Origin of the sequence: Sphingosinithalassobacter tenebrarum (genome assembly GCF_011057975.1) — a bacterium.
Classification (GTDB): domain Bacteria; phylum Pseudomonadota; class Alphaproteobacteria; order Sphingomonadales; family Sphingomonadaceae; genus Sphingomonas; species Sphingomonas tenebrarum.
In genome coordinates this window covers 3785668-3811462 of the sequence record NZ_CP049109.1, presented here as the reverse complement: position 1 = coordinate 3811462, position 25795 = coordinate 3785668, and the positions used below count along the sequence as shown (strand labels likewise).

Annotated in this window: 20 protein-coding genes; 8 read left to right on the top strand and 12 right to left on the bottom strand. The window is 66.8% G+C overall.

The features are described from left to right. Window positions 1–172: 172 nt before the first annotated feature. Both G5C33_RS18940 and G5C33_RS18935 read right to left on the bottom strand, forming a co-directional pair. Window positions 173–1165: a DUF6607 family protein gene (locus G5C33_RS18940; protein WP_165328575.1), complete on the bottom strand. Its 993-nt coding sequence runs from the start codon at window positions 1163–1165 to the stop codon at window positions 173–175. Between the two features lie 12 nt (window positions 1166–1177). Next, window positions 1178–3406, bottom strand: coding sequence for a TonB-dependent hemoglobin/transferrin/lactoferrin family receptor (locus G5C33_RS18935; RefSeq protein ID WP_165328574.1), 2229 nt, complete (start codon window positions 3404–3406; stop codon window positions 1178–1180). A gap of 169 nt (window positions 3407–3575) precedes the next feature. Here G5C33_RS18935 and G5C33_RS18930 point away from each other — a divergent pair, with 169 nt between their 5' ends. Genes G5C33_RS18930 through G5C33_RS18915 form a run of 4 tightly spaced genes read left to right on the top strand, consistent with a single transcriptional unit; the run spans window position 3576 to window position 6494 of the window. Then, window positions 3576–4526 (top strand): acyl-CoA thioester hydrolase/BAAT C-terminal domain-containing protein, encoded by a 951-nt coding sequence (locus G5C33_RS18930; RefSeq protein ID WP_165328573.1) that lies wholly within the window; start codon window positions 3576–3578, stop codon window positions 4524–4526. A gap of 11 nt (window positions 4527–4537) precedes the next feature. After that, entirely contained in the window at window positions 4538–5083 is a 546-nt protein-coding gene (locus tag G5C33_RS18925) for a hypothetical protein (protein WP_165328572.1), read from the top strand. Further along, entirely contained in the window at window positions 5080–5394 is a 315-nt protein-coding gene (locus G5C33_RS18920) for a transcriptional regulator (RefSeq protein WP_165328571.1), read from the top strand. The genes G5C33_RS18925 and G5C33_RS18920 overlap by 4 nt, the downstream gene beginning before the upstream one ends. 47 nt (window positions 5395–5441) lie before the next feature. After that, window positions 5442–6494, top strand: coding sequence for a glycosyltransferase family 2 protein (locus G5C33_RS18915; RefSeq protein WP_165328570.1), 1053 nt, complete (start codon window positions 5442–5444; stop codon window positions 6492–6494). An 87-nt stretch (window positions 6495–6581) separates the two neighbouring features. Here G5C33_RS18915 and G5C33_RS18910 read toward each other — a convergent pair whose 3' ends face one another. Further along, a complete protein-coding gene (locus G5C33_RS18910; protein ID WP_165328569.1) occupies window positions 6582–7313 on the bottom strand; it encodes a class I SAM-dependent methyltransferase in 732 nt (243 codons plus the stop codon). Window positions 7314–7331: 18 nt separating this feature from the next. Continuing rightward, the gene (locus G5C33_RS18905) at window positions 7332–7712 is read right to left on the bottom strand and encodes a GtrA family protein (protein ID WP_165328952.1); all 381 of its coding nucleotides are present in this window, start codon (window positions 7710–7712) and stop codon (window positions 7332–7334) included. A gap of 169 nt (window positions 7713–7881) precedes the next feature. On the opposite strand from G5C33_RS18905, the gene G5C33_RS18900 reads away from it, so the two are divergent. Further along, window positions 7882–9705: an AcrB/AcrD/AcrF family protein gene (locus G5C33_RS18900; RefSeq protein WP_228275133.1), complete on the top strand. Its 1824-nt coding sequence runs from the start codon at window positions 7882–7884 to the stop codon at window positions 9703–9705. Here G5C33_RS18900 and G5C33_RS18895 read toward each other — a convergent pair. The 6 genes from G5C33_RS18895 to G5C33_RS18870 all read right to left on the bottom strand — a co-directional run bounded on the left by G5C33_RS18895 (window position 9699) and on the right by G5C33_RS18870 (window position 13639). Further along, the gene (locus G5C33_RS18895) at window positions 9699–10340 is read right to left on the bottom strand and encodes a MarC family protein (RefSeq protein ID WP_165328568.1); all 642 of its coding nucleotides are present in this window, start codon (window positions 10338–10340) and stop codon (window positions 9699–9701) included. The genes G5C33_RS18900 and G5C33_RS18895 overlap by 7 nt on opposite strands. After that, a complete protein-coding gene (gene folD / locus G5C33_RS18890) occupies window positions 10340–11215 on the bottom strand; it encodes a bifunctional methylenetetrahydrofolate dehydrogenase/methenyltetrahydrofolate cyclohydrolase FolD (RefSeq protein WP_165328567.1) in 876 nt (291 codons plus the stop codon). Before folD ends, G5C33_RS18895 begins: the two co-directional genes overlap by 1 nt. After that, complete coding sequence (locus G5C33_RS18885; RefSeq protein WP_165328566.1) at window positions 11212–11514, bottom strand: DUF167 domain-containing protein; 303 nt, start codon at window positions 11512–11514, stop codon at window positions 11212–11214. The genes folD and G5C33_RS18885 overlap by 4 nt, the downstream gene beginning before the upstream one ends. A gap of 8 nt (window positions 11515–11522) precedes the next feature. After that, a complete protein-coding gene (locus G5C33_RS18880; protein ID WP_165328950.1) occupies window positions 11523–11828 on the bottom strand; it encodes a YggT family protein in 306 nt (101 codons plus the stop codon). Window positions 11829–11892: 64 nt separating this feature from the next. Continuing rightward, the gene (gene argB, locus G5C33_RS18875; RefSeq protein ID WP_165328565.1) at window positions 11893–12804 is read right to left on the bottom strand and encodes an acetylglutamate kinase; all 912 of its coding nucleotides are present in this window, start codon (window positions 12802–12804) and stop codon (window positions 11893–11895) included. Between the two features lie 163 nt (window positions 12805–12967). Next, window positions 12968–13639 carry a queuosine precursor transporter gene (locus G5C33_RS18870; RefSeq protein ID WP_165328564.1) on the bottom strand — a complete coding sequence of 224 codons (672 nt, stop codon included), beginning with the start codon at window positions 13637–13639 and terminating at the stop codon, window positions 12968–12970. 132 nt (window positions 13640–13771) lie between these two features. Between G5C33_RS18870 and G5C33_RS18865 the strand changes: the two genes are divergently transcribed. Beyond that, entirely contained in the window at window positions 13772–15043 is a 1272-nt protein-coding gene (locus G5C33_RS18865) for a NupC/NupG family nucleoside CNT transporter (RefSeq protein ID WP_228275307.1), read from the top strand. Between the two features lie 165 nt (window positions 15044–15208). On the opposite strand, the gene pbpC is transcribed toward G5C33_RS18865, so the two are convergent. Then, window positions 15209–17287 (bottom strand): penicillin-binding protein 1C, encoded by a 2079-nt coding sequence (pbpC, locus tag G5C33_RS18860; RefSeq protein ID WP_165328948.1) that lies wholly within the window; start codon window positions 17285–17287, stop codon window positions 15209–15211. A 188-nt stretch (window positions 17288–17475) separates the two neighbouring features. Next, the gene (locus G5C33_RS18855; RefSeq protein WP_165328563.1) at window positions 17476–23232 is read right to left on the bottom strand and encodes an Ig-like domain-containing alpha-2-macroglobulin family protein; all 5757 of its coding nucleotides are present in this window, start codon (window positions 23230–23232) and stop codon (window positions 17476–17478) included. Between the two features lie 81 nt (window positions 23233–23313). On the opposite strand from G5C33_RS18855, the gene G5C33_RS18850 reads away from it, so the two are divergent. Next, entirely contained in the window at window positions 23314–24765 is a 1452-nt protein-coding gene (locus G5C33_RS18850; protein ID WP_165328562.1) for a glycosyl transferase family protein, read from the top strand. Beyond that, window positions 24762–25781, top strand: coding sequence for a hypothetical protein (locus G5C33_RS18845; protein ID WP_165328561.1), 1020 nt, complete (start codon window positions 24762–24764; stop codon window positions 25779–25781). The genes G5C33_RS18850 and G5C33_RS18845 overlap by 4 nt, the downstream gene beginning before the upstream one ends. The last annotated feature ends 14 nt before the right edge of the window (window positions 25782–25795 follow it).

Genomic DNA, 25795 nt, shown 5'->3' with positions numbered 1-25795 from the left:
TGCGTATAAGAAAGAACAGCCCCCTTCGACTGCCTGCCAAGGCAGGCGCTCAGGACAGGCTTCGACAGGCTCAGGGCAAACGGGTTTCTTTGGGCGGATGTGCTACCACGAAAGAAACCGTTCGCGCTGAGCTTGTCGAAGCGCCGTTCTTCTTCTTACTCCGCCAGCCGCATCACTCCAGCGCAGCCGTAGCCTGATCCATCAGCGCCTTGGCCTGCGTCACTGCTTCGTCTTCGCTCACTTCGCCATCCTGCAGCGCATCGGCAATCTCCAGCAGCCGAATGCTCGTCGCGCTGCCGGTCTCGGCGACTTCCATGATGCGGATGCCGCCCTTGGCTTCGGCGATGCGGTCCCATTCGGCGCGGATTTCCGCCCAATAGCCCTTGGTCGCTTCCCAATAGGCATCGGCTGCTGCGACGTCGTAATCGTCATATTCGGCATAGGTGTTGAGGACATATTCCTGGACGATCGGCTCGGCATCGGGGCCGACATCGGTCATCTTCAAATTGTCCTGCCAGTGGATCCAGCCGGTCGGCGTCAGCTGGTGGCGGTTGGTGGCATAGTAGCTGGTATAGACCGGCCCGCGCACCGCGTCGCGGCGGGCGAGCGGGCGCCATGTCGGGTTCGAAACCCAGGTCGGCACGCCCGCCACCGTGTGCCACTTGCCCCATCCGGCATAGCGCGGGCTGTCGTCGACCTGCCACACGGTCTGCGACCAGGCGCCGACGCGCTCGCCTTCGGGAACGGCGCGATAGGCCCAGGTGTCGGCGTGGGTATAGGCGAGGATGCGCTCAGGCTCATACTGCCAGTCCTGCCGCCAATGCTTGATGATCATGGTCTTGCCGTCATGCTCGACCACGAGCAGATGCTGGAGCGCGATGAAATCGCCGCGATCTTCGATCACGCGGACGACTTCATGTCCGCCCGAAACCTCTTCCTCGATCGGCGTGTAATCATCGGTCCATGCGGTCGCTTCCTGCATGTCGAAACGGACCTTGTAGTTGCCCGCCATGCTCAGGATCGCCGCGCGCGCCGCTTCGAAATCCATCGCTTCGGCCAGGCTCTGCTGCGCCGGCGGCGCGGGCTGGGCAAACGCCGGGATCGGTGCGAGCGCCGCGAGCGATACCAGGGCCGCCGCCGTACGCATGTTGCGAAACTTGATCATCTCTTCATCCCCTCAGAATCGATAGCTCAGTGATACGCTGCCATTGCGGCCGGGCCGCGTATAGGCGTCCGTCACGCTCGAACTGGCCGCAAGCCCGCGAACATCGTTCCACGTCGCGTAGGTCTCGTCGGTGACGTTGAATAGACCGCCGCGCAGGGTGAAGCCATGCCCCAGCCGCGCAAAGGCAGTGATATCGAGGATCGTATAGGCGTCGGGCCGGAAACAGTCGCCGCTGCACAGACCCGTGGTGGCATCGGCTTCCTTGCGTGCGCCGTGCGTCATCACGACCTGCCCGCCGAACCGGCCTGCCGGATCGCGATAGCCGCCGCCCAGCACCAGCGTCAGCGGATCGACCGAGGACAGTGGTGTGCGCGCGCCCGACGGATCGATCACGTCGCCCTTGGCATAGGCGATCGCCATGCGACCGTTGAAGCCGCTGTCGGTCCATGCCTCGAACTTGCCTTCGACGCCTTCGACTTCGGCGCGGTCGAGATTGATGAACTGATAGATGGCCGGGTCGCTCGGCGTGAAGCTGCCGCCGACGACTTCCTGCGAGATGAAATCATCGTAATCGGCGTGGAATGCCGTCGCTTCGACACGGAAATTGTCGCCGGTCAGACGGATGCCCGCTTCATAGCTTTCGCTGGTTTCCGGCCCCAGATCGGGGTTGGGCTCCGAAATATAGCCATAGGCGAGATTGCCGAAGAACTGATTGACCTGTCCCGGCTCGGGCGCCTTGAATCCCTGGGCGTAATTGCCGAACAGCCGCACGCCTTCGCCGAGGCGGAGCACCGCGCCGATCTTGGGCGAGACGCGCGATCCGTGCTGTGCGGCGCCGGCGAAGCTGGGCAACAGCGGATCGTCGGTGGGGTCGAGGTCGTACCAGTCGGCGCGCAGCGCGGGATAGAAGGTCACCGGTCCGACTTCGATCTCGTCGGCGAGATAGATGCCCGCCAGCATATAATCGGTCGCGGGAAAGGCGCGCGTGGGAAAGGTCTCGCCGAAGGGCGGCACCGTGCCGTCACGAAGCCCCTCCTGACGGGTGAAGCTGATGTCCCCGCCAAGCAGCAGGCGATGCGACAGCGGGCCCGTGTCGAACGCAGCGCCGGTTTCGCCCGAAAGCCCCCAGACGCGATTTTCGAAAGTGTTGAGCCGCTCGCGATCGGCAGAGGGGGTGCGGTCCTCGACCGTGAACTGGCGGTCTTCCGAATCCTGCCAATAGGCGCTCAGCCGTGCGTGGTCGATGGTGCCCGAGCCCTGCCAGCTCCAGTCGAAGGCGACTCGCTTGCGCTCGCCGGTGTCGCGCCCGACCAGATTGTCGACGCTCGCGCCCATGCCGTTGTCGCCCAGCCCGGAGAGGACATCGGTGTAGAGATAGGTGTCGATATATTCGCCGGTCAGCCGCAGCCGGTGACTGCCGTGGCTGTAGACGATGCGGCCGAGCAGGGCGTTGCTGTTGCCGTCCTGCGGATTGGGTTCGGTGCGGCTCGATCCGGTGCCGCCGACATCGCCCTGATTTTCCATCTCCTGGAAATCGCGGCGGGTATAGGCGAGCATCGCCGACCAGTCGCCGGTTCGTCCGGCCAGGATCGCGGTTTCGGAAAATTCCTGATCGGCCGAATGATAGCCCGCGCGGACCAGCCCGCCGAAATCATTGCCCGGATCGATCAGGTCTTCGGGATCGCTGGTGGTGAAGCTCACCACGCCCGAAAGGCCGTCGCTGCCGTACAGCGCCGATGCCGGGCCGCGCAGGAATTCGACCGACTTGATCAGCCCCAGATCGACATAATCGCCGCGGCCCGCGCTTTGCGCACCGAACGTGAAGCCGTCCGGCACGCGCACGCCGTCGACCTGGATCAGCACGCGATTGCCGCCGATGCCGCGCACGGTAAAGCCTTCATTGCCCGCGCGGCCGGTGGTGCCGAGCGCGGCGCCGAAGCGTGCCGGCTGACGCGGCACGGTGATGCCCGGTTCGAAGCGGACGAGGTCGCGAATATCGGTGACGAGCTCGTCGGCCATCTGGCGCGCGTCGATGACCGTGACGGTGGCGGGTGCTTCGTCGGCGGCGATCGCCATCCGGGTGGCGATGACGGTGATCGGCGGCTGCGCGGGCGATGATGCCGCGCTGTCCTGCCGCGCTTCCGCCCGCTCCTGCGATTGCGTCTGCGCCTGGGACGGCATCGCAGCGGTCAGCGCGATCAGGCTGCAGCCGATGGCGATAGCCGTCGGTCGTTTGAACATGGTCTCCCTCTCTGGGTTATTTTGCTAATGCAAGTGAGTCGCACTAATACTTCTATGCGTAAGCGGGGCCGTCGCGTCAATGGCACTATGCCGCGGATTTCGTACCTCCCTTGAAATACTCTGTATTACAGAGTACGTGCTCTGCACCACAGAGTAACGGAGGTTCGAGATGCAGTTGAAGCAATTGACCGCCGCCGCGCTGATGCTCGCGCCGCTCGCGGCGTCCGCGCAGCCGGCGACAGGCACCGCGCCGGCGACGCAGGGCGTGGCGGTGCGCGAAGACGGGTTGGTCGGCCGCTGGTTCGCACCCGCCGGTTCCGGCCCAGCGCCGGTGATCCTGGTGTTGGGCGGATCGGAAGGCGGGCTCGATAGCGCGACCGGAATCGCCGAGCGGCTGGCGCAGGAAGGCTATGGCGTGCTCGCGCTCGCCTGGTTCGGCGCCGAGGGGTTGCCCGAGCAGCTTCAGGAAATTCCGCTCGAATATTTCGAGACCGCCATCGGCTGGATCGCCGATCGCCCGCGTACCGACGATGCGCATATCGGGGTGTTCGGCGCTTCGAAGGGCGGTGAGGCGGCGCTGCTGATCGCTTCGCGCGACCCGCGTCTGCATGCCGTCGTCGCCGCGGTGCCGAGTTCGGTGGTCTGGCCGGGGATCAACCGCGACGACTATATGGATATCAAATCCAGCTTCACCGCGGACGGCGAGCCGGTTTCCTATCTGCCCTATGACTTCAGCGAAGCGTTCACAGGCATTCATGACCTCTACGCGCGCAGCCTCGCCTTTCGCGACGATCATCCCGAGGCCATCATCCCGGTCGAGCGGATCAATGGCCCGGTGCTGTTGATCTCCGCGCAGGACGACGCGCTATGGCCGTCGACCGAAATGGCCGAGCAGGTGATGGCGCGGCTCGACGCCAAGGGCTTTGCGCCGACGCGCCGCCATATCGCCTATCCCGACGCCGGGCATATCGGAATCTTCGTCGCCGGTGGCAATGGCGATGACAGCGCCTATAGCCGGATGGGCGGCACGCCCGAAGGCAATGCCGCCGCGCGCGCCGATATGTGGCCGCAGGTCGTGGCATTTTATCGCGAGGCGCTCGGCGCCGCCCCGCAGGATTGAGGGAGGAAATCATGGAACGCAGCGAAGCGGCCAACGCCCTCCACGAAGTCGACCGCGCGCGCCGCCGCTCGGGGGCGCTGCGCGGCTATGCCCATGCCGGAAGTACCGTGATCGTCTGGGGCGTGATCTGGCTGCTGTGCAATCTCGCCACCTATTTCATCAAGGACGGCAATCTTTCCTGGATGATCGGCATTCCGGTCGGCGTGCTCTGGTCGGTCGCGCGGCCGTATTTCGCGCGAAGCGAGCGCCCCGAGCCGGCCGACTTGCGCATCCCGTTCAGCATCTTCGCCGCGCTCGGCTTTCTCGGCCTGGTGATGACGGTGACCGATGCTGCGGCATCCTATGCCCAGCAGAATGTGCTGATCTCGCTGCTCGTCGCTGTCGCCTATGTGCTGCTCGGCATCTGGACGGGGCTGCGCTTCGCCTTGCTCGGCCTGGCGCTGACGCTGGTCATCTGCCTCGGCTGGTTCGCCTTTCCCGCCACGCTGCTGCTGTGGCTCGGGCTGGGTGGGGGCGGCGCGCTGATCCTCGGCGGCATCTGGCTGGCACGCGCATGAGCGGCGCGCCCGACGAAGTGATCCACCAGTCGACGCGGCTGCGGATCATGACCGCGCTCGACGCCGAGGCGGCGGGCGCGGCGCTCGATTTCGCGCGGCTCAAGCGCATTACCGGTGCCACCGACGGCAATCTCGGCGCGCATCTGACCACGCTCGAAAAAGCGGGCTATATCGCGCTTGAAAAACAGCCGGTCGGCAAGCGCACGCGCACCTGGGTGTCGATCACCGCGGCGGGCCGCGCCGCCTATGCGCGGCACCTCCTCTTCCTGCGGTCGATCCTCGACGGGACGGCGGCTGGAGAGGGCGACTGAAAATCTCCCGATGACGTCCGCTTCGGACGGCGCTAAAGCCGGCGCCCATGAATCGCCCCCGGCTCTCCGTCGTCGTCCCCTGCTATAACGAGGAAGGTTGCCTCGAAACGCTGCACGCGCGCGTTTCCGCCGCCGCGCGCGACGCAGTGGGGGAAGATTTCGAAGTCGTGCTCGTGAACGACGGGTCGAAGGACGACAGCTGGAGCGTGATGCAGCGCCTGTCGGCGGCCGATCCGAGGCTGGTCGCGATCAACCTGTCGCGCAATCACGGGCATCAGCTTGCGCTCACCGCCGGGCTCGACCTGTGCTCGGGCGAGGAAATCCTGATCATCGACGCCGATCTGCAGGACCCGCCCGAACTGCTCGCCGAAATGCGCAGGACGATGGCCGAACAGCAGGCGGACGTCGTCTATGCCGTGCGCCGCAAGCGCGAAGGCGAGACGATCTTCAAGAAGATCACGGCCGCCTTTTTCTATCGCATGCTCGACAAGATCACCGACACGCCGATCCCGCTCGATACCGGCGACTTCCGCCTGATGACGCGGCGCGCGCTCGACGCGTTCCTGTCGCTGCCCGAACAGGCGCGGTTCATTCGCGGCATGGTGGCATGGGTCGGTTTCCGGCAGGTGCCCTTCGCCTATGATCGCGCGGAGCGGCATGCGGGCGAAACCAAATATCCGCTTGGCAAGATGATCCGTTTCGCGCTCGATGCGGTGACCGGCTTTTCCACTGCGCCGCTGCGCTTCGCCAGCCATGTCGGGCTGGTGCTGACGGCTGCCTCGGCGCTGCTCGTCCTCTACATCGTCGGCGGCTGGATCATGGGGCGCAATGCGGCGGGCTGGACCTCGACGATGCTCGTCGTCGTCGTGCTCGGCGCGGTGCAGATGTTCGTGCTCGGGATGATCGGCGAATATCTTGGCCGGCTCTATGTCGAGGCGAAGCGACGGCCGCTCTATCTCGTCGCCGACATTGCCGGGCCGGTGCAGGGCCGCGCCTCGCTTGGCTATCGCCAGCACGACGCCGGGCCGGTGACGTTCGCGCCGCACATGCCGCCATTGCCCGAAGAAGACGACAATCCCGAGCAAAGCCGTTCGGGCTGAGCCTGTCGAAGCCCGGCTCTTCTTCATTGCAGCGTGGCGAAAGAAGTACGGGGCTTCGACAGGCTCAGCCCCAACGGCTGAAATGGTTCAGCCTTTGGGCGAAGCCAGTGCGATGATCGACAACCCCGGCGGCAGCGGCACGCGGCCCACCAGATGCCGCTCGAGCCGGAAGATCGTTTCGAACGCCATGTTGAGCGGTGCGGGCGGCGGCGAATCGTCGCTGTCTTCCTTGCGCGTCAACTTGCCGACGGCGCGCTGCGCGACTGCGGCGGGAAACAGCAGCGAATTGAAATAGCCGAGCTTTTTCCACCCCAGCCCCGCCGCGCGCAGCGATTGCGTCAGCGTCGTCTTCGAATAGCGGCGATGGTGATGGTTCACCACGTCATGCGCGCTCCACATCCATTGATGCGCGGGCACGGTGATCAGGATGCGCCCGCCGGGTTTCAGGCACGCGGCCATCGCCTTGAGCGCGGCGACGTCATTCTCGACATGCTCGATCACATCGAGCACCGCGACGAGGTCATAGGCGCCGCGTTCGACGCCGGTCAGTTCGGGCAGCGGCGCGGTGCCGATCGGCTTGCCCAGCCGCTCGGCGGCATATCTGCCCGCATCCTCGTCGATTTCGATCGCGTCGATCTCGCCGAATTGCGCGAGCATCGGCAGGTTGTGGCCGGTGCCGCAGCCGATTTCGAGAATGCGTGCCGCCTCCGGCAACGCGCCCCACCGCGTCAGATAATCGGCGAGCACGTCGCGGCGGGCGCGATACCACCAATGGGTGGTGTCGTGCGCGGCCATGCGATCATAGACGATGCGATCCATATCAGCCGAATATCCCCATTATCCGAACACCCACTGCCGGTTGAGCGAAAAGGTGACTAGCGGCGTGACCGTGACGATCGGCAGCAGCGGCGTCCAGTCCGGCCAGTGCAGATAGTCGGCCATTATCCAGGTGAAAGCCGCGTTGAGCACCAGCCCGGCACCCTGCACCACGACGAACTTGGCATGCTGCTTCCCGCTATTGTCGCGCGTGCCATGCCCCTTGAAGCTCCACAGCGAGTGAAGGAAGAAGCCCGCCGTCACCGCGACGGCAAAGGCAAAGGGGACTGCCGCCACCGCCAGATCGGGGAACACCCAATAGGCAAGCGGCAGATAGACCGCCGAATAGATAAGCGTCGAAATGCCCCCGGCGATCCCGAAACGGATCAGCTGGCCGAGCACCCCGCTCTCCCGAAGCGCGTCGATACGCTGAAACAATGCCGTCACCGGAACACCCGTCGATACGAAACCATTGCCGGGCATTGATCCAATGGTATCCCTATAGCTTCAAGGGGGATTTGCCCGCGCCGCTCGGCGCAGTAGAGGGCGGGCGAGCATAGGGGAAGCAGTTTTGCAGCATTTGCCGTCCGGCGCGCTCCGCCTGAGGGACGATTTCGACCGGCACTGGCTTCGCTGGGCACTGCTTGCCTGGCTGCTGATCGCTGCCTGGTTCCTGGCGACGCGCTGGGGCATGATCTACTGGCTCGCGCTCGGCGACACCGACGACAATATGCGGCTGATGCAGGTCCGTGCGCTGCTCGACGGGCAGGGCTGGTACGATCTGCGCCAGTATCGCCTCGACCCGCCGGGCGGATTCAATATCCACTGGTCGCGGCTGGTCGACTTGCCGATCGCGGGGATGATCCTGCTGCTGCAGCCGCTGCTCGGCACTGCGATGGCGGAGAAGATCGCCTGCGGCATCGCGCCGCTGCTGCCGCTGGGCGTGGTGGTGACGGCGATGTCGCTCGCCGTGCGGCGTCTCGTCGCGCCGCTCGCATGGCCGATCACCGTCGCGCTGATGCTCGGCTGTACGTCGACGATGCTGATGTTCGCGCCGCTGCGGATCGATCATCATGGCTGGCAGCTCGCCTGTCTGGCGGTGACGGTCGCGGGCATGGCCGATCCGCGCCGGGCGCGGGGCGGCGCCACGGTGGGGCTCTCCAGCGCACTGTCGCTCACCATCGGGCTCGAACTGCTGCCCTATTGCGCGGCGGCGGGCGCGATCGTCACGCTGCGCTGGATCTGGGACGGTGAAGAGGCGCGGCGGATGCGCACCTATGGCCTGACGCTGGCAAGCGGCAGCGCCTTCGGATTCGCGGTGTTCGGTTCCTACGACAATATGGCGATGCGCTGCGACGCGCTGACGCCGGTCTGGCTGTCGGCGATGATCGCGGCGGGCGGGCTGCTGTTCGCCATGTCGCTGCCGCGGATCGCGCGGCGCTGGCTGCGGCTGGTGATGGCGGCGGCGGCGGGCGCGTTCATTGCCGGAGCCTTCGCCAGCGTCTTTCCGCAATGCGTCGGCGGGCGGCTCGAAGGCGTGTCGCCGGAGCTTGAGGAGACCTGGCTCAACAATGTGCGCGAGGCGCGACCGATCTTCCGCGTGCCGCTGCGCAATGCGCTGCCGATCTCCGTGCTGCCCGCGATCGGGCTGATCGGCGCGCTGGTCGCCTTCTGGCGCGCGCGGCGTACTCCTGCGGCAGTGGGGTGGGCGGCAGTGGCGCTGTTCACGCTGTTCGCTTCGGCGATGCTGATGTGGCAGGTGCGCGCCGGCCCCGCAGCGCAGATGCTCAGCCTGCCCGGCGCCACTGCGCTGCTCTGGATCATCGTGCCCTGGTGCATGCGCCAGCGCTGGATGCTGGTGCGCGTGATCGGCGTGGTCGCCGCCTTCATGATCGTGTCGGGGCTGTTCGTTGCCTATGTCATCAAATGGCTGCCGATCGACCTGCCCACCGGGCGCAGCCCGGTGGTGGCCAAGGCGAACAGCAACTGCCAGCGTTTCTGGGCGATGAAGCCGCTCGAGAAACTGCCGAGCGCGACGATGTTCACGCAGGTCGATCTCGGCCCGCGCCTGATCACGCTGACGCATCACAATGCCGTTGCCGGGCCCTATCACCGCAACGGCCAGGCGATCCTGGACGTGCATCATGCCTTTACCGGCAAGCCGCAGGACTTCCGGCCGATCGCGGCGCGCCATCATGCCGAATATGTGCTGATCTGCGTCAACATGGCCGAAACCACAGTGTATCGCGCACGCAATCCGCACGGCTTCTATGCACAGTTGCATCGCGGGATCGTTCCCGACTGGCTGACGCCGGTCGAGCTGCCCGAAAAAACGCCGTTCAAGCTGTGGCGGATCGACTATGACGCGCCCGCAGCGCCGCCCGCCGATCAGTGAAGCGCGGGCGCCACGGTGAGAAAGCTCTCGCGCAGCCCGTCGACGACGAACTGAGTCGCCAGCGCGGCAAGCAGCACGCCCAGCAGCCGGGTTATGACTGCTTCGATCTTGGCGCCGAGCAGTCGCATCAGTGGCCCGGCGGCGATCAGCGCCACCAGCGTCAGCACCAGGATCGTCATCATTGCCGCCAGCACGACGATGGTGGCCTGAGTCCCGTCCGACTGCGACATCAGCAGCATGATCGACGCGATCGATCCCGGCCCGGCGATCATCGGCATCGCCATCGGAAAGATCGAGACGTCCTCGACTTCAGGCTGTTCGAGGATCTTCTGCGCGCGATCCTCGCGCCGTTGCGAGCGCTTTTCGAACACCATGTCGATCGCGATCAGGAACAGCATGATGCCGCCCGCGATGCGGAACGCGTCGAGGCTGATGCCGAGCGCGCCGAGCAGTTGCTCGCCCACCCAGGCGAAGATGAGCAGGATTACCGCCGACACGACCACGGCGCGCGTCGCCATCGCAACGCGCTCGCGCGAACTCGCGCCGGCCGTCAGCCCGGCATAGATGGGGGCGCAGCCGAGCGGATCGATCACGACGAAGAACGTCATGAAGGTGGAGATGAACAGTTCGATCATCAGATCGCGCTTTCGTCCAGCGGCACGCCTTCGCGGCGGTGCGCGGCAACGAGCGTATTACGCAGCAGTACCGCGATCGTCATCGGCCCGACGCCGCCGGGCACCGGTGTGATGGCGCCTGCCATGCTCGCCGCGCTGTCGAAATCGACATCGCCGACCAGCCCGTCCTCGGTACGGTTGATGCCGACATCGATAACCGTCGCGCCGGGCTTGAGCCATTCGCCGTGGACGAATTGCGGACGCCCGACCGCGGCAACGACGATATCGGCATGTTTGAGATAGTGCGGCAGGTTGCGCGTGCGCGAATGCGCAACCGTTACGGTGCAGCTTTTCGCCGTCAGCAGCGCCGCCATCGGCTTGCCGACGATGTTCGACCGGCCGATCACCACTGCGTCCTTGCCCGAAAGGTCGCCGAGTTCATCCTCGAGCAGCATCAGGCAGCCGAGCGGCGTGCACGGCACCATCGCGGGCAGGCCGCTGGCCAGCCGGCCGGCATTGACCGGGTGAAAGCCGTCGACATCCTTGTCGGGGTCGATGCGCAGGATAACTTCGTCGGCATCGAGATGCGGCGGCAGCGGCAGCTGGACCAGGATTCCGTCGACCGTCGGATCGGCGTTGAGCCGGTCGACCAGCGCGTTGAGTTCGTCCTGCTCGACCTTCGCGTCGAGCCGATGCTCAATGCTCTCCATCCCCGCCGCGCGCGTCATCTTGCCCTTGTTGCGGACATAGACGGCGGATGCGGGATCCTCGCCGACCAGCACCACCGCCAGCCCCGGACTGCGTCCGGTCCGCTCGCGAAAGGCGGGGACATGGCTCGCCACCCGCTCACGCAGGTCTGCGGCAAAGGCTTTTCCATCGATGATCCGGGCGCTCATGGCGTGTCGCCATAATGGCTTGCGGCGCGCTCCGCCAGCGCTGTCGCATCACCGGCGATCGCCAGCCGCTTGAGCCGGGAGGTTTCGCCCGCAATCAGCGTCACTGCGCGCTTTCCCACGTCGAATTGCTTTGCCACCAGCGCGATCAGCGCGGTGTTGGCGGCGCCCTCCACCGGCGGCGCGGCGAGTCGGACGGCGAAATGCTCTTCGGTACCCGCGGCGAATTGCGCGCGCTTTGCCCGCGGCGTCACGCGAACGGCGATCTCGATGCCGTCGTCGCGCATACGCCATGCGGGCATGGCCGGCGTCAGTATCCCGCGCGCATCAGCGATCGGATCGCGTTGGCAATCACGATGTTGTTGAGGATGTAGAGGACCAACAGCACGATCAGCGGCGAAATGTCGAGCGCGCCGAAATCGGGCAGAATCTTCCTGATCGGGCGATAGACCGGCTCGGTCACGACCTTCAGCCCGTTCCACAGCGAACGGACGAATTCGTTATAGGTGTTGATCACGTTGAAGACGATCAGCCAGGACAGGATCGCCTGCGCAACGATGACGAAGGTGAAGACCGTCAGCAGCAGCTGGACGATCTGGAGAAGGGGAATCAGGATCGCGTTCAAGCGGAGCCTCGCATAAGTGATTTAGGGTGTTGATACACAATATAGGGGCGATGGCTCAAGCCCGCCCGTTTTTGCGGACAAGCGTGCCCGCACCGCGCCGGGTGAAGATTTCCAGCAGCATCCCGTGCGGGATGCGCCCGTCGAGGATGACCGCGGCGTCGACGCCCCGTTCGACTGCCTTCACGCAGGTTTCGACCTTGGGGATCATCCCGCCCGAAATCGTCCCGTCCTTGATCAGCGCGTCGATCCCCGCCGGATCGAGATCGGTCTGAAGATCGCCGTCCTTCGAAAGCACGCCCGCGACATCGGTGAGCAGGAAGAAGCGCGAGGCATTGCACGCCGCCGCGATCGCGCCCGCCATCGTGTCGGCATTGATGTTGTAGGTGTCGCCATCGGCGCCGAGCGCGACCGGCGCGACGACAGGAATGATGCCGTCCTTGGCAAGCTGGTGCAGGATCGAAGGATCGACATGCACCGGATCGCCGACGAACCCCAGATCGACATGGCGCTCTATCCCCGAATTGGGATCGGGCTCGCTGCGCTTCACCTTTTCGGCAGTGACGAGCCGCGCGTCCTTGCCCGAAATGCCCACCGCGCGGCCGCCCGCTTCGGCGATCCACGCGACGATCTCCTTGTTGATCTTCCCCGCCAGCACCATTTCGGCGACTTCGGCGGTCGCCTTGTCGGTGACGCGCAGCCCGCCGACGAACTGCGATTCGATGCCGAGCTGCTTGAGCATCGCGCCGATCTGCGGGCCGCCGCCATGCACCACGATCGGATTGATTCCGACGGCCTTGAGCAGCACCACGTCTTCCGCGAAATCGCGCGCCAGCTCGGGATCGCCCATCGCGTGACCGCCATATTTCACGACAAAGGTCTTTCCCGCGTAACGCTGCAGATAGGGGAGCGCCTCGGTGAGCGTCTCCGCCTTGGCGAGCATTGCGGGGTCGGGGCTGTGATCGGTCATGCGCGCGCCAATAGCGCCAAGTTGCGCGGTTGGAAACAAGGGGCGGTTCGCATCTCCGCTCCGTTGCCCCATCCGTTTGGTTCGAGCTTGTCGAGAACCGGTTCTCGACGGCCGCTTCTCGGCCTCGCTCGAAGCTGCTCGAACCCAACGGCTCCGGTGAGGCTTAGTTGCCGTCGACCGCGCGCGCGATCCAGACGAAGATATAGATGAGCAGCGGCACCAGAACCGCCGAAAGCACTACCTTGGCAAGCATCTGGCCGACCAGCAGTTCGAAGATCGGGAACACGCCGTAAAAGGCGATGGTGACGAAGATCAGCGTGTCAACGATCTGGCTGAGCACGCCCGCGACGGCCGAACGCAGCCACATCAGTCCGCCGCCCTCGCGCTTCAGCGCGCTGAAGATGGTGACGTTGAGCAAGGTGGAAATGCCATAGGCAGTGATCCCGCCCAGCCAGATCCGCCAGGTCGCGCCGAGGATATACTGAACCGCCGCCAGTCCCTCGGGCTGCATTTCCGAAGAGGCGGGCAGCGCATGGACGAGCCAGGACAGCGCGACCGACATCAGCAGCGGAATGAAGCCGAACAATACCAGCCGGTTCGCCACTGCCCGCCCGTGGAGTTCGGCGACCGCGCTCGATACCGAAACGAGCAGCAGGAACGCGAAAATGCCCGCCTCGACCGCGAGCGGCCCGATGCCCACCCAATCGCCGATCTGCGAAACTGGCCCCAGCGAAACCTGCTTGTTGCCCAGCACGCCGGCGATGCAGACCATGCCGCCGTAAAAGACCGCGAGGAGGAAGAGCGAGCGCGGAACGGCGCGATGTTCGGTATCCATCGCGGGACGCTAGCGACAATTTCCCGGCCGCGAAAGATGGAGTTGGCTGCGCCCTTGCCATCCATGCTGCACCGCGCCACTCTGCATGTTTCGGGGGCGCCGCGCCCGCAATCCAGCACGAAGGTCTCCACCCTGAGCCAGTTTCCCATCGGCATCGCCGGCATTGCCGTAATCCTTGCAATCGCCTTCCTGATTTCGCCGCGCAAGCGCGCCATACGGCTGCGTCAGGTGATCCCGGCCTTCGCATTGCAGGCGGGGATCGCGGTACTCGTTCTCTATGTCCCGGCGGGGCGCGAAGCGATCAAGGCGATGTCGGCCGGCGTCAGCGCGCTGCTCGGCTATGCCGATGCCGGCACGCAGTTCATCTTCGGGCCGCTCGCGGCCCCCGATGTCGGAGGCACCAGCTTCGCGATCGCCGCGCTGCCCGTGATCATCTTCTTCGCCAGCCTTGTTTCGATCCTCTATCATCTCGGCATCATGCAGCTGGTGATCCGCTGGGTCGGCGGCGCGATCGAGAAATTCACCGGCGTTACCAAGGTCGAATCGCTGTGCGCGGCGGCGAACATCTTCGTCGGGCAGAGCGAATCGCCGCTCGTCATTCGTCCCTATCTCGCCAAGCTCACCGAATCGCAGCTCTTCGCGGTGATGTCGGTCGGTATGGCGGGCGTCGCGGGGACGATCCTCGCGGCCTATGCCAGCTTCCTCGGCCCCGAAGCGCTGCCGTCGTTGCTCGCCGCGTCGTTCATGGCGGCGCCGGGCGGGCTGCTGATGGCCAAGATCATGATGCCCGAGCCCAGGGTCGCGCTCGAGGAAAGCGAACTTCCGCTCGATGACGATCGCGAGGAAGAGGCGATCCGCGCCGCCGAACACGACATGGAAGAGGAAAAGGCGGACAACGTCATCATGGCGGCGGCGGCGGGCGCGCAGACCGGCGTCAAGCTAGCCGTCGCGGTCGGCGCGATGGTGCTCGCCTTCGTCGCGCTGGTCGCGCTCGCCAACGGTATTCTCGGCGGAATCGGCGGCTGGTTCGGCTTTCCGCAGCTCAGCTTTCAGCTGATCATCGGCACGATCTTCCAGCCGGTGATGTTCCTGCTCGGCATTCCGTGGAGCGAGGCGGGCACGGCGGGCGGATTGTTCGGTACCAAGGTGGTGCTCAACGAATTCGTCGCCTTTATCCAGCTTGGGCAGGCGACCGATTTGTCGCCGCGCACTGTGACGATCATCACCTTCGCGCTGTGCGGTTTCGCCAATTTCAGCTCGATCGCGATTCAGATGGCGGTTACCGGCGGCCTCGCCCCCAATCAGCGCGGCGCGATCGCGCGGCTCGGCATCCGCGCGCTGGTCGCGGGCAGCCTGGCCAATCTGATGAGCGCGGCGCTGGCGGGGTTGTTGCTGCCTGCCTGAACGCACCGGTCGCCGCGTCCGCGGTAAAAAGAAACGGCCGCGCCGGCGGGCGAGGGCGGCGCGGCCGGTGCGTCATGGCACCAGTCCCGAAAGGGGTAGGACCAATTGGCGAACGTTTCGGATCGAGAAAGGTTCTTCGCGTCCGAAAAAATCTGCAAATCCGAATCAGCGCACCGTGAACAGCACCTGATCGACGACATTGCCGCTCAGATCGATCAGCCGCAGCCGGTGCCGCCCGGGTGGCGTGAGGATCAGCGGCTTGCCGTCGGCCGATCCCAGGTCCCGCTTGTCGAGCTCGAGCCGGTGGCCGGTGACTTCGCCTGATACGGTGATCGCCAGCCGCTGGCGGTCGATCGGGATATCGGGATCGAGCGCATAGACGCTTCCCGATACCGGATTGATGATACGCGGCCGACGCGATTCGGGCGGCGCGACCGCAACGGTGGCAAAGCCGGTTCCTTTCAGGAAATATTCGGTGCGCGGCTGTTCGATATGCTGGGCGAAGGTCACGCGCTGCGCCTCGACGCCTTCCGGCCGGTCGGGCCGGTGGCCCGGCCGGCCGTCATGGATACCCAGCATCACATCGCGCCATACCGGTGCCGCGCCGCTGGTGCCGGATACCGCGCGCATCGGATCGCCTTCCAGATTCCCAACCCACACGCCGACCGTGTAGCGATCCGAAAAGCCGATGCACCAATTGTCGCGCATCGCTTTCGACGTGCCGGTCTTGGCAGCGGCCCAGAAGGGCAGGCGCAGCGCCGAATCGAGCCCGAAAGTGACGGCGCGGGCATTGGGATCGGACAGCATGTCGCCGACGATCCAGGCCGCCTGCGGCGTCGTGATCGCGCGGTCTTCGGGATGCGGATCCTCCTCGGTCAGCCGCAGCGGCGCCCAGCGCCCGCCGCGCGCGAGGCTGCGGAACGCCGCGACCTGCTCCATCAGCGTGACTTCCGCCGATCCCAGCGCGAGCGAGAAGCCGTAATATTGCCCGTCCTCGGTCAGGCCGCGATAGCCGGTATCCCATAGCCGGTCGCGAAACGCCTCGACGCCGGTCAGGAGCAGTGTGCGCACCGCGGGCACGTTGAGCGATCCGGCGAGCGCCGAGCGCGCCGTCACCGGCCCCTTGAATGCGCGGTCGTAATTCTGCGGCACATAGAGGCCCGACGCCGTGTCGAGCTGCACCGGCGAATCGTCGAGGATCGAGGCGGCGGTGAGATAGCCTTTCTCGATCGCCATCGCGTAGAGGAACGGCTTGAGCGTCGATCCCGCCTGGCGATAGCTCGACGCGCCGTCCACAGCGGGTGCAGTGGAAGCGCCGCCGACCCCGCCGACATAGGCGAGCACATCGCCGCTCTCGTTATCGACCACGATCACCGCGCCGTCGCGCGCGCGGCTCCCGCCGAGCCCCTGAAGCTGGCGCCTGAGCGCAGTGGTGGCGATTTCCTGGAACTGCTTGTCGAGCGTCGTGGTGACTCGCATCCCCGGCTCGCGCAGCAGCCGCGTCGTAAGATGCGGCGCGAGTCCGGGATCAAGCTGGAGGCTGCGCGCGGGGCCGAGCATCGAGGCGGCGGCACCGGCAAAGCGCGAACAATCCTCTTCCTGCGACAGCGCGCAGGCACGCGCGGCGATGGCGGGGGCGTCCGCACCGGGATCGGGGAGCAGTGCGGCAAGCAGCAGCGCGTCGTCGCGTGTCAGTGCTGCCGGGCTCTTGCCGAACAGGCCGAGCGCCGCCGCGCCGATCCCCTGCGCCTCGCCGCGAAACCCGGCGAGGTTCAGATAGGCTTCGAGAATCTGATCCTTGGTCCAGCCGCCGTCGAGCGCCATCCCCGCGCGGATCTGACGCAACTTGTCGCGTATGCCGCGCGATCCGGGTGCGGCGAGTTCGGGCGACAGATACGCGGCGACCTGCATCGAAATGGTACTCGCGCCGCGCACGCGTCGCCCCTCGATCCGGTCGCGGATGGCGCCGCCGATCGCGATCCAGTCGACGCCGCCATGCCAATGGAACCGCTTGTCCTCGGCATGCATCAGCACGTCGCGCGCGGCGGGCGAAATCTTGTCGAGCGGCGTCCAGGCGAGGCGACGCGCCTGGAAATCGACGCGCGCGCTGTCGAGCAATTCGCCGTTGCGATCGTAGAGCCAGCTTTCCGAAGGCGCCCAATGGTCGCGCACCGCGGCATAGCCGGGCAGCGCGGGCGGCAGCGTCGCCCAATATGCCGTGACGAACCCCGTCAGCACCAGCATCGCGGCGGTGAATGTGATGCGCGGCGGCGTGGCGATTCCGCGCCAGCCCCTGTCGCGCCATTCGTCACGGCGGGCATCGACAAAGGCCCATGCCCGCTTTTCGCTCCGTAGCGCGAGTAGCACCGCTCGTCGGCGTGCCCGCCGCAGCCGCCGCCGCAACGCGGCGATCCGCTGACGGCGGGCGTCGGTCATCTTTGTGCGACGGTCACGGTCTGGTTGGGCAATGCCGCGAAGATTTCGGGCGAATACATCGCTTCCACGCGGCTCGGCGGCAGATGGAATTCCCCTGCATTGTTGAGCCGCATCACATAGGAGACAGTGAAGCTGCCGCGCGGCACCCAGCGGAAATAGGCGCGCCATGCCTCCTGTCCGCGCTCGACATAGCTCGGCTGGACGCCCGATCCGCTGTCCGCCTGCGCGCGCAGCAGCTCGGACTGGCCGCCCAACCCGCCCAGCACCTGCGCTCCGGCGGGGACGGGATCGCTGATCACCACCCAGTTGCGCGCCGCGCTCGCTTCGACCGTGATCGTCACCTTGACGACGTCGCCGCGGCCCAGCCGGTTCGGATCGGATGCCTGCACGACTTCGGTCTTGCGAGTCATCTTGTACCCCGCATTGACGCCTTCGGTCAGCGGCACGGCGGCCTTTACCTGCACCATCGCCCAGGGGCCGGCGCCGCCGGTCTGGGTCATGCGCAGCGGCGTGGCACTGTTCGGCAGCGGCAGGCTGAACGCGCGTTGCGGCTCCGCCAGCGGCCATTCGAGGCGGCGCGTGCCGCTGCCGAAGCGCGCTACGGTCGTGCCCTGCACCGCGCTCGCCGGATAGGCGGCGTCGAACTTGCGCGCCGCGACCGCGCCCCAGGCATTGGCCGTCGTCGTATCCCAGTGGCCGCGCTGCTGGCGCATCGACACGCCGACCATCATCTTGGCCATTTCCTCCTGCCAGCCGGGCCGGCCGAGCGCCGCGAGCAGCGCCTTGATCGCGGCCTGGTCGTTCGATGCCATCAGCCACCAGGGCATGGCGCCCTTGTCGCTCAGGTCGATCCGCGTACCTTCATAGACGAGCCGCTTGCGCAGCTCGGCCTCGCCCGCCGCGCGCAGCTGCGCGCCGTTGGCCAGACCCGGGACCTTGCCCAGCGCCATCAGATAATCGGCGAGCGTAGAGGTGGGCATGTCGGCGGGTGTCATGCCGATCTGGCCGAGCATCGCCGGAGTCGCTTCGCCGTTGCGCGCCAGCGCGGCGAAGGCGGCGATCCGCTGGAGCCGGACATCGCCATAGTCCTCGTGCCGCAGCCGCCCGTCGAGCACCGCTTTCATCGCCGCGATCATCTTCGCCTTCGAATCCGCCGGGACCGGCAACCCCGCTTCGGCGGTGATCGAAAGGACATATGCCGTCAGCGCCTCGGACCCGCGCAGATTTTCATAGGCGAAATAGCGCAGCAGCCCCTCATCATCGAGGAAGGCGGGGATTTCGCCCGAGAGGCGATTCCATGCCGGCACGTTGCCGGTGACGATGATGCGCGAGAGCCGCTGTTCGAAACAGTTATACGGGTAGCGCATCATATAGTCGCGCACTCCCGCCAGCGGCGGACTGAGCGTGTCGGTCAGCCGGATGTCGACGCTGCCGCGCCCCGGCAGCGCGCCGGCCGGCGGCGTAACCGGGAAATCGGTGCCGTCGCCCACGCGCGCCAGCGTCGCCGCCCAGGTTTCCACCGGAACCGCCCAGGCGACTTGCTGCGTCACCGAGATACGGTCGGTCGCCTTGCCGTCGGCCGAGCGCGCGCTGACCGTCCAGCGCAATTGCCCGTCGGCATCGGGCGCCACCAGGTTCCACGACACCGGCACCGCACCGCCCGCCGGGATATCGACGGTGAGCGGCCGCCCGGTGGCGATGGCGGGACTGAGCGCGACATTGGCAGTCACCTTCATCGGCTTGTCCGAACCGTTGCGCAGCGTGAACATCGCGCTGAACTTGTCGCCGGTGCGGACCATCGGCGGCACCCCGGCATAGATGCTCAGATCCTGTTGCGTGCGCACGCTGGCGCTGCCGGTGCCGAACAGCTGTGTCCCGTCGGTCGCGACCGCGACGAGCCGGAACGCACTCAGCGCGTCGGAAAGCGGCACCTGTAGCCGGGCATGGCCGTTCGCGTCGAGATCGACACGGCCTTTCCACAGCAATACCGGTTCGAAATTGGTGCGGTTGAGCCCGGACAAATCTCCAGGCCCGCCGCCACCGCCGCCCGCGGCGACTGCCTTGCGGCCGTAATGGCGCTTGCCGACGACCTGCATCTGCGCGGTGGAAGTCAGCACCGACAGCGGCCGCTCGCCCATCATCGCGTCGAGCACGTTCCAGCTGTCATTGGGGGCGAGCTGCAGCAATGCCTCGTCGACCGCGACGAACGCCAGATTGGCCGAACTTGCCGGCTTGCCTTCGGGCGTTTTCACCGTGACGTCGACCGTCGCCCGATCGCGCGGCGCATAGCTGTCGCTGTTCGCCTTCACTTCGACGTCGAGCCGGTGCGATTGCCACCCCACTTTCACTCGGGCGATACCGAGGCGATAGGCGGGCTTGGCAAGATCGACCGTCGCTGTCGGCTTGGCGGCGTCGCGGCGGAAGAAGGGCAGGTTCCAGTCGCGCGCGACATTGGCCGACCAGAGCGACCAGCCGTCGACGCGCCCGCGGACCGCGAGCACGGAGACATAGACATCCGGCGCATAGCCGCCCGGCATCGGCACTTCGACTACCGGGTCCTTGCCCGACAGGCCGACGACGAAGCTCGAAAGCACGCCCTCGCGCTCGATCGTCACCAGCGCGGTGGCTTCGCGGAACGGCATGCGCACCTGGAAACGCGCGGTTTCGCCGGCGGCATATTCGGTCTTCTCGGGCAGCACGTCCATGCGGTCGCCATTGTCGCCGCCGAACCACCAGTCGTCCTCGCCCGCGAGCCACACCGATTGCGTCGCGCGGGCGACATTGCCCTCGGCGTCCTCGGTCGATGCGACGGCATAGACTTCGCCCGAAACGCCCGGGTCCATCGCGCATTCGGCAAAGCCGAGCTCGTTGGTCCGCGTGCTGCACGTCTCGCGCAGCTTCGTCGTCTTCATCTGGTTGTCATAGGCATAGAAGCCGCCGATCAGCCGCCGCCGCGCGGTCAATATCTCGCGGCTGTAGAGCTCGACGCTGACTCGCTGATTGGCGATCGGCTTGCCGTCGGTATCGAGCGCGATGAATTTGAGGCGCAGATCGTCCTCCTTCATCATCCAGCCGTCGGTCCTGACGCCCAGGCGCACCGCCGAACCATAGACCGGGATGCGGCGCGAGGCGGTCAGCACTTCGCCGTTGGCGTCGGGATAGTCCATCTCGACCACCAGCTGCGTATCGCCCTCCACCGTGGCGGGCACGTCGATCGTCGTGCGCGCGGTGCCGTCGCGACCCAGCGTCACCGGGATGGTTTGGGTGGGCGGCAGATCGGGGGTGATGTCCTCGCCGTCGCCGTCCATCGGCCGCACGCCCTCAGTCATCGCGCGCCCGCCGAAGCGAAAGCCGTCATAGCCAGAGGGCGCGCGCAGCCCCTCGAAATAGCCGACGCGCACTTCGACCGGCAGATTGGGCGCCGCGCCGCCCGAAAGATAGCCGACATAGAGATCGACCGGGAGCGATTTGGGCTGCACCACCGCCTCGTCGGGGCCGCTTACCGTCGCCTGCATCGTCGGCAGGCGATATTCGTCGACGCGCACCGATTGCTCGGTCCAGATCCTGTCGCCTTCGGTTTCGACGATCAGGTCATAATCGCCCATCGGCGCGCCTTGCGGCACGTTCCAGGTGGTTTCGCCGATGCCCTGCGCGTCGATCGTCAGCGGCAGCTCGAACTTCGTGTCCGATCCGCGATGCGACAGGCGAAGCGTGCCGGTGAAACCCGGCGTACCGGCGAACCCGGCGGCGACGGGTTTGCGCACGATATGCTTCATGTGCACCGTCTCGCCCTGGCGCACGAGCGCGCGGTCGAACACGGTGTGGAAAATCGATTCCTGCTGGCTCCAGCCATAGGGAAGGTCGAAATCATAGGGGCGGATGCCTTCGCCCCAGCTGGTCAGCGTGAAGCTGAAATCGCCATCCTTGCGCGCCGAGATCATCAGCGGGTGGCTGTTCGAATATTCCTCGCAATTGCCCCAGCTTTCGGGCTCGGGAAGGCCCGGCGGCACCGCCAGGCGGCCCGATTCGTCGGTCGTGCCGCGCGCGAGCAGCTGTCCGGTGCAGCTGTCGGAAATCTGCACCTGCGCGGACCCGACACCGCGCCCGCCGTCGAGCGACGTCACCCAGACCAGCGACTTGTCGCGGCCCCATTTGAAATGGACCGTCATGTTGGTGACGAGCGCCGCGGTGGCGACATAGCGTGTGGCGTCGCGGCCGAGCAGCGCTTCGCCCAGCCGCGGGCTGGCCAGTTCGACGACATAGAAACCCGGATCGGTCAGCGGAATGCCGACGACTTCGAACTGCTTGCCTTCGCCGGGCAGGTCGATGTTGAACGGATTTCCCGCATCGCCCGTCAGGACGGGTTCGTCGCCGGTGTGGTTGACGCGCACTTCCTCGTCGCCGCGCGTGACGGTTTCATAGCGATAATCGTCGGCGTCCTCGACGGTGCGCAGCCAGCGCGCGACTTCGGCGTCGGAGCCGTCGACGCGCAGCCGCTGGCCGGCGACCGACCCCATCTGCCCCTTGAGCTGGGCTTCGACATTGCGCACCGTCACCGGCAGCACGCCGCCTTCGCTCAGCTCGAGAATGCCGAATTCGGCGGCGAATTTCACCAGCGGCGGGCGCTCGTCGATGCGGACCTCGAGCGGAAAGCGCTCACTGTTGGAAAGCGCGCGGCCGCTTTCGTCCTTCAGCCCCTCGGGCATCACCAGGCTGGCGGTGGTGTCGGCGGGCAGCGGCCCGGCGAAGGTGACGCGCGAGAGCGTCTGCTGGCGCTGGTCCTCCTCGGACAGATTGGGCGCGATTTCCTTGCCGTCGGGCGTACGCAGCCGGATCGCTCCGGCGAGCTCGCGCGGGACCTGGGAAGTGAAGACGACATGCGCGTCCTGCACCGGATTGCACCCGGCCTGCGGATTGACGCGCGAACATTCCCAGCGCGCGGTGAAGGGCTGGCGCACGGTGAAGTCGAACCGCTGGTCGCTTCCCGCCGCGCGCCCCGAAGCGCTTTCGATATCCTTGCCCCAGACGAGCGAGACGTCGCGCCCGGGCGGCAGCGGGCGGCGGCACTTGAGCGCAGTCACTGCCTGCATCGCTTCGGCGCGATCGGCTTCGTTCTCGGGCAGTGCTTGCGGCAGGCCGGCATCGCGCAGGAAGCTGCGTACTTCCCAGCGTTCGGTGCCGAGCTCCGCGATCAGCCGCGCGGGCAGAGTCTTGTCGAGGACGTCCACGGGAATCCGCTCGCCGATGCCTTCAACCGCGCAATAGGCGTTTTCGGCCACCGACGCCGGATCGGCGGGCAGGTTGGCGGCGATCAGGAATACCTGGTCCTCTTCGATGCGCCCGCCCCAGCGGCTCGGCAGCACCGCGCGCGCGATCGGGCCGCCGCTGTCGACGGTGAATTCGTCCTGCCCCTCGACGTCATAGCCAGAGAGGCTCTTCAGCCCGTCCTTGATCGTGAAAGTGCAGGTGACGCCGCCGGGCAGGGGATTGGCGAATTCATGGACGAAGGTGCGCTGATCGACCCAGCGGCCCTGTCCGCCGACCGGGCATTCCACGTCGAACGGGCCCGCCGCGCGCGGATCGCCTAGGGGGACCATCGGTTCGTTGAAGCGGACCGTGAAGCGCTCGATCGCGCCATTGCCGATGCCGGGCGTCGCAACCACGACTTCGGGAGCATCGTCACCGAAGGCGGCGACGGCACCCAGTGGCGCCAGAACAAGCGCCAAAATGGCGGCGCGGGCTGCGAGTCTCATCAGAACCCCTCCCCAAGGTTGCCGAAAGGTAAAGGCCTGTGGGCTGGCGAGTCCAGCGGGATTCGCCGGGACAGGAAGCGAATGCTTGATCGTTTCGCGATTGGCACGGATGATAACCTCGCCGAATCGGGGGGAATTCGCGTGCAATATGGAGGAGACTGGATCCTCTGGATCGATGTCGTCGCGCGCGAAGTGACTCTGTTCGCCTCGATCTGTTTCCTGGTCGGCGGGATCGACGACCTCGCGGTCGACATCGTCTATGCCACCCGGCAGTTGCCGCGGCGGATTTTCGGCGCGCGCGGCGGTGCATCCCCCTTGGGCGCGCGTGGCGGCGAAGCGCCGATCGCGATCTTCGTCCCCGCCTGGGACGAAGCGGCGGTCATCGGCGCGATGCTGCGCACGGCACTGGCGCGGTGGGGCGATGCGCGCTTTCGCCTCTATGTCGGCACCTATCCCAATGATCGCGCGACGATCGACGCCGTCGCGAGGGCGGCGGCGGGCGATGACCGGATACGGCTGGTCATCGGCTCGGCGCCCGGCCCGACGACCAAGGCCGATTGCCTCAACACGTTGTGGCGCGCGCTGCTGCGCGACGAAGCGGTGGAGGGGCGCTGCGGCGCAGTGCTGCTCCACGATGCCGAGGATGTGGTGCATCCGCGCGAGCTGGAAGTGTTTGCGCGCGAACTGGCGCGGCATGACGCCGTGCAGCTTCCGGTTCTGCCGCTGCCGCATCCGGCGTCACCGTTCATTTCGGGCCATTATTGTGATGAATTCGCCGAGGCGCACGGCAAGAACCTGCTCGTGCGCCGCATGCTCGGCGCGGGCATTCCGCTCGCCGGCACCGGATGCGCCATCCGGCGCGACATGCTCGCGCGGATCGCCGAGGCGCGCGGCGGCACGCCGTTCGACGCGACCAGCCTGACCGAGGATTACGAACTCGGACTGACGATGGCCGCATTCGGCGGCAGCACCGCGCTGCCGCGCGTCCATGATCCGGCCGAGGGGCTGGTCGCGGTGCGGGCCTATTTTCCCGCGACGCTGGCGACGGCGGTTCGACAGAAGGCGCGCTGGCTGACCGGCATTGCGCTTGCGGGATGGGATCGCACCGGCTGGGCACCGCCCCTTGCCGTCGCCGATCACTGGATGCGGATGCGCGACCGGCGCGCGACGCTCGCAATGCCGGTGCTTGCGCTCGCCTATTGCGCGCTGCTGCTCTGGGGTACCGCTTCCGGCGTGCATTGGATCAGCGGCACCGCGCCCATGCTGCCCGATGCCGTGCTCGGGCTGTTGCTGACTCTCAATTTCGCCAATCTGCTCTGGCGGGTCGTCGTCCGTGCCGGTTTCGTCTGGCATGGCTATGGCTGGCGCCAGGCGTTGCTCTCGCTGCCGCGCGTCATCGTCGCCAATGCCATCGCGCTGCTTGCAGCGCGCCGTGCCGCCTTTGCCTATCTGCGGATGCTGGCCGGAGCGCCGCCGCGATGGGACAAGACGCGGCACCAGTTTCCCGACGATCCCGGGCAGGCGACGGCATGACCCGGCGGGGGCGGCCGTTGCGATTCCTGGCGCTGGTCTGCACCGGCTGGGTAGGACTGCGCATCGCGATCCTGTGGCACGCGACCGGATCGCTGCCGCAGGCGATCGAGGCAGTCGTGCCGGTCGCGGCGCTTGCCGCGCCGACCGCGCACCCCGCACCCGATCCGGCGACAGGCCAGGCACCGGCTTCGGTGTCAGCCGGTCGCAAGAATGCCGCAACACCGCCTCCACCCACACGCCTCCGGCCGAGCGCGCCCGACCCCTTTGATCCCGCCCGCGCGCAGCTCGCAATGGCAGTGATGGTCCGCTACGGCGATCCCGAATATGTCGCGGGCGCGCCCCAGACGGCGCCTTCTCCGTCCGTGGTTCCGGCAACCGCACCACCGTCGCTGGGCTGGTCGGGAGCGCTCTGGGTCCTGCGCCGCGGCAACGGTGTGCGCGCCGCGGCGCCGGGCGCGGCACAGCTCGGCGGCGGGCAGGCGGGCATCCGCGTCGCCTATCGCGCCGGGCCGCGCGGCGCGCTTGCCCTTGCCGGCAGGCTGACCGCTCCGCTCGAGGGCCAGGGGCGCGAAGCGACGATGAGCGTCGAATGGCAACCGACGCGGTTGCCGGTGCGAATCGTCGCCGAACGGCGCGTCGCGCTAGACGGCGGCGCGGACGGAACGGGTGCGGGGATCATCGCGGGGACGCAGGCCGATATTCCCGCCGGTTTCCGCCTCGAAGCCTATGGCCAGGCGGGCGGGGTGCTGCGCGATCGGCTCGAACCCTATGCCGACGGCGCGGTGCGCGTACTGCGCCCGGTCCGCCGACGCGGCAAGACGCAGCTTTCGCTCGGCGCGGGCGCGTGGGGCGGGGCGCAGCGCGGTATCGCTCGAGTCGATATCGGCCCAGCGGCGGTGATCGATTTCCCGGCGGGCGACAAACATCTGCGGCTCGCGTTCGAATGGCGCGAGCGGATTGCCGGCAATGCCCTGCCCGGATCGGGACTCGCCGTTACGCTCGGCGCCGATTTTTAGACGCACGGCGCTTT

Bases quoted from the DNA above. Each gene is read 5' to 3' on its own strand.
- G5C33_RS18940 (WP_165328575.1), bottom strand. From the start codon at position 1,165: ATGATCAAGTTTCGCAACATGCGTACGGCGGCGGCCCTGGTATCGCTC.
- G5C33_RS18935 (WP_165328574.1), bottom strand. From the start codon at position 3,406: ATGTTCAAACGACCGACGGCTATCGCCATCGGCTGCAGCCTGATCGCG.
- G5C33_RS18930 (WP_165328573.1), top strand. From the start codon at position 3,576: ATGCAGTTGAAGCAATTGACCGCCGCCGCGCTGATGCTCGCGCCGCTC.
- G5C33_RS18925 (WP_165328572.1), top strand. From the start codon at position 4,538: ATGGAACGCAGCGAAGCGGCCAACGCCCTCCACGAAGTCGACCGCGCG.
- G5C33_RS18920 (WP_165328571.1), top strand. From the start codon at position 5,080: ATGAGCGGCGCGCCCGACGAAGTGATCCACCAGTCGACGCGGCTGCGG.
- G5C33_RS18915 (WP_165328570.1), top strand. From the start codon at position 5,442: ATGAATCGCCCCCGGCTCTCCGTCGTCGTCCCCTGCTATAACGAGGAA.
- G5C33_RS18910 (WP_165328569.1), bottom strand. From the start codon at position 7,313: ATGGATCGCATCGTCTATGATCGCATGGCCGCGCACGACACCACCCAT.
- G5C33_RS18895 (WP_165328568.1), bottom strand. From the start codon at position 10,340: ATGATCGAACTGTTCATCTCCACCTTCATGACGTTCTTCGTCGTGATC.
- folD (WP_165328567.1), bottom strand. From the start codon at position 11,215: ATGAGCGCCCGGATCATCGATGGAAAAGCCTTTGCCGCAGACCTGCGT.
- G5C33_RS18885 (WP_165328566.1), bottom strand. From the start codon at position 11,514: ATGCCCGCATGGCGTATGCGCGACGACGGCATCGAGATCGCCGTTCGC.
- argB (WP_165328565.1), bottom strand. From the start codon at position 12,804: ATGACCGATCACAGCCCCGACCCCGCAATGCTCGCCAAGGCGGAGACG.
- G5C33_RS18870 (WP_165328564.1), bottom strand. From the start codon at position 13,639: ATGGATACCGAACATCGCGCCGTTCCGCGCTCGCTCTTCCTCCTCGCG.
- pbpC (WP_165328948.1), bottom strand. From the start codon at position 17,287: ATGCTGGTGCTGACGGGGTTCGTCACGGCATATTGGGCGACGCTGCCG.
- G5C33_RS18855 (WP_165328563.1), bottom strand. From the start codon at position 23,232: ATGAGACTCGCAGCCCGCGCCGCCATTTTGGCGCTTGTTCTGGCGCCA.
- G5C33_RS18850 (WP_165328562.1), top strand. From the start codon at position 23,314: ATGCTTGATCGTTTCGCGATTGGCACGGATGATAACCTCGCCGAATCG.
- G5C33_RS18845 (WP_165328561.1), top strand. From the start codon at position 24,762: ATGACCCGGCGGGGGCGGCCGTTGCGATTCCTGGCGCTGGTCTGCACC.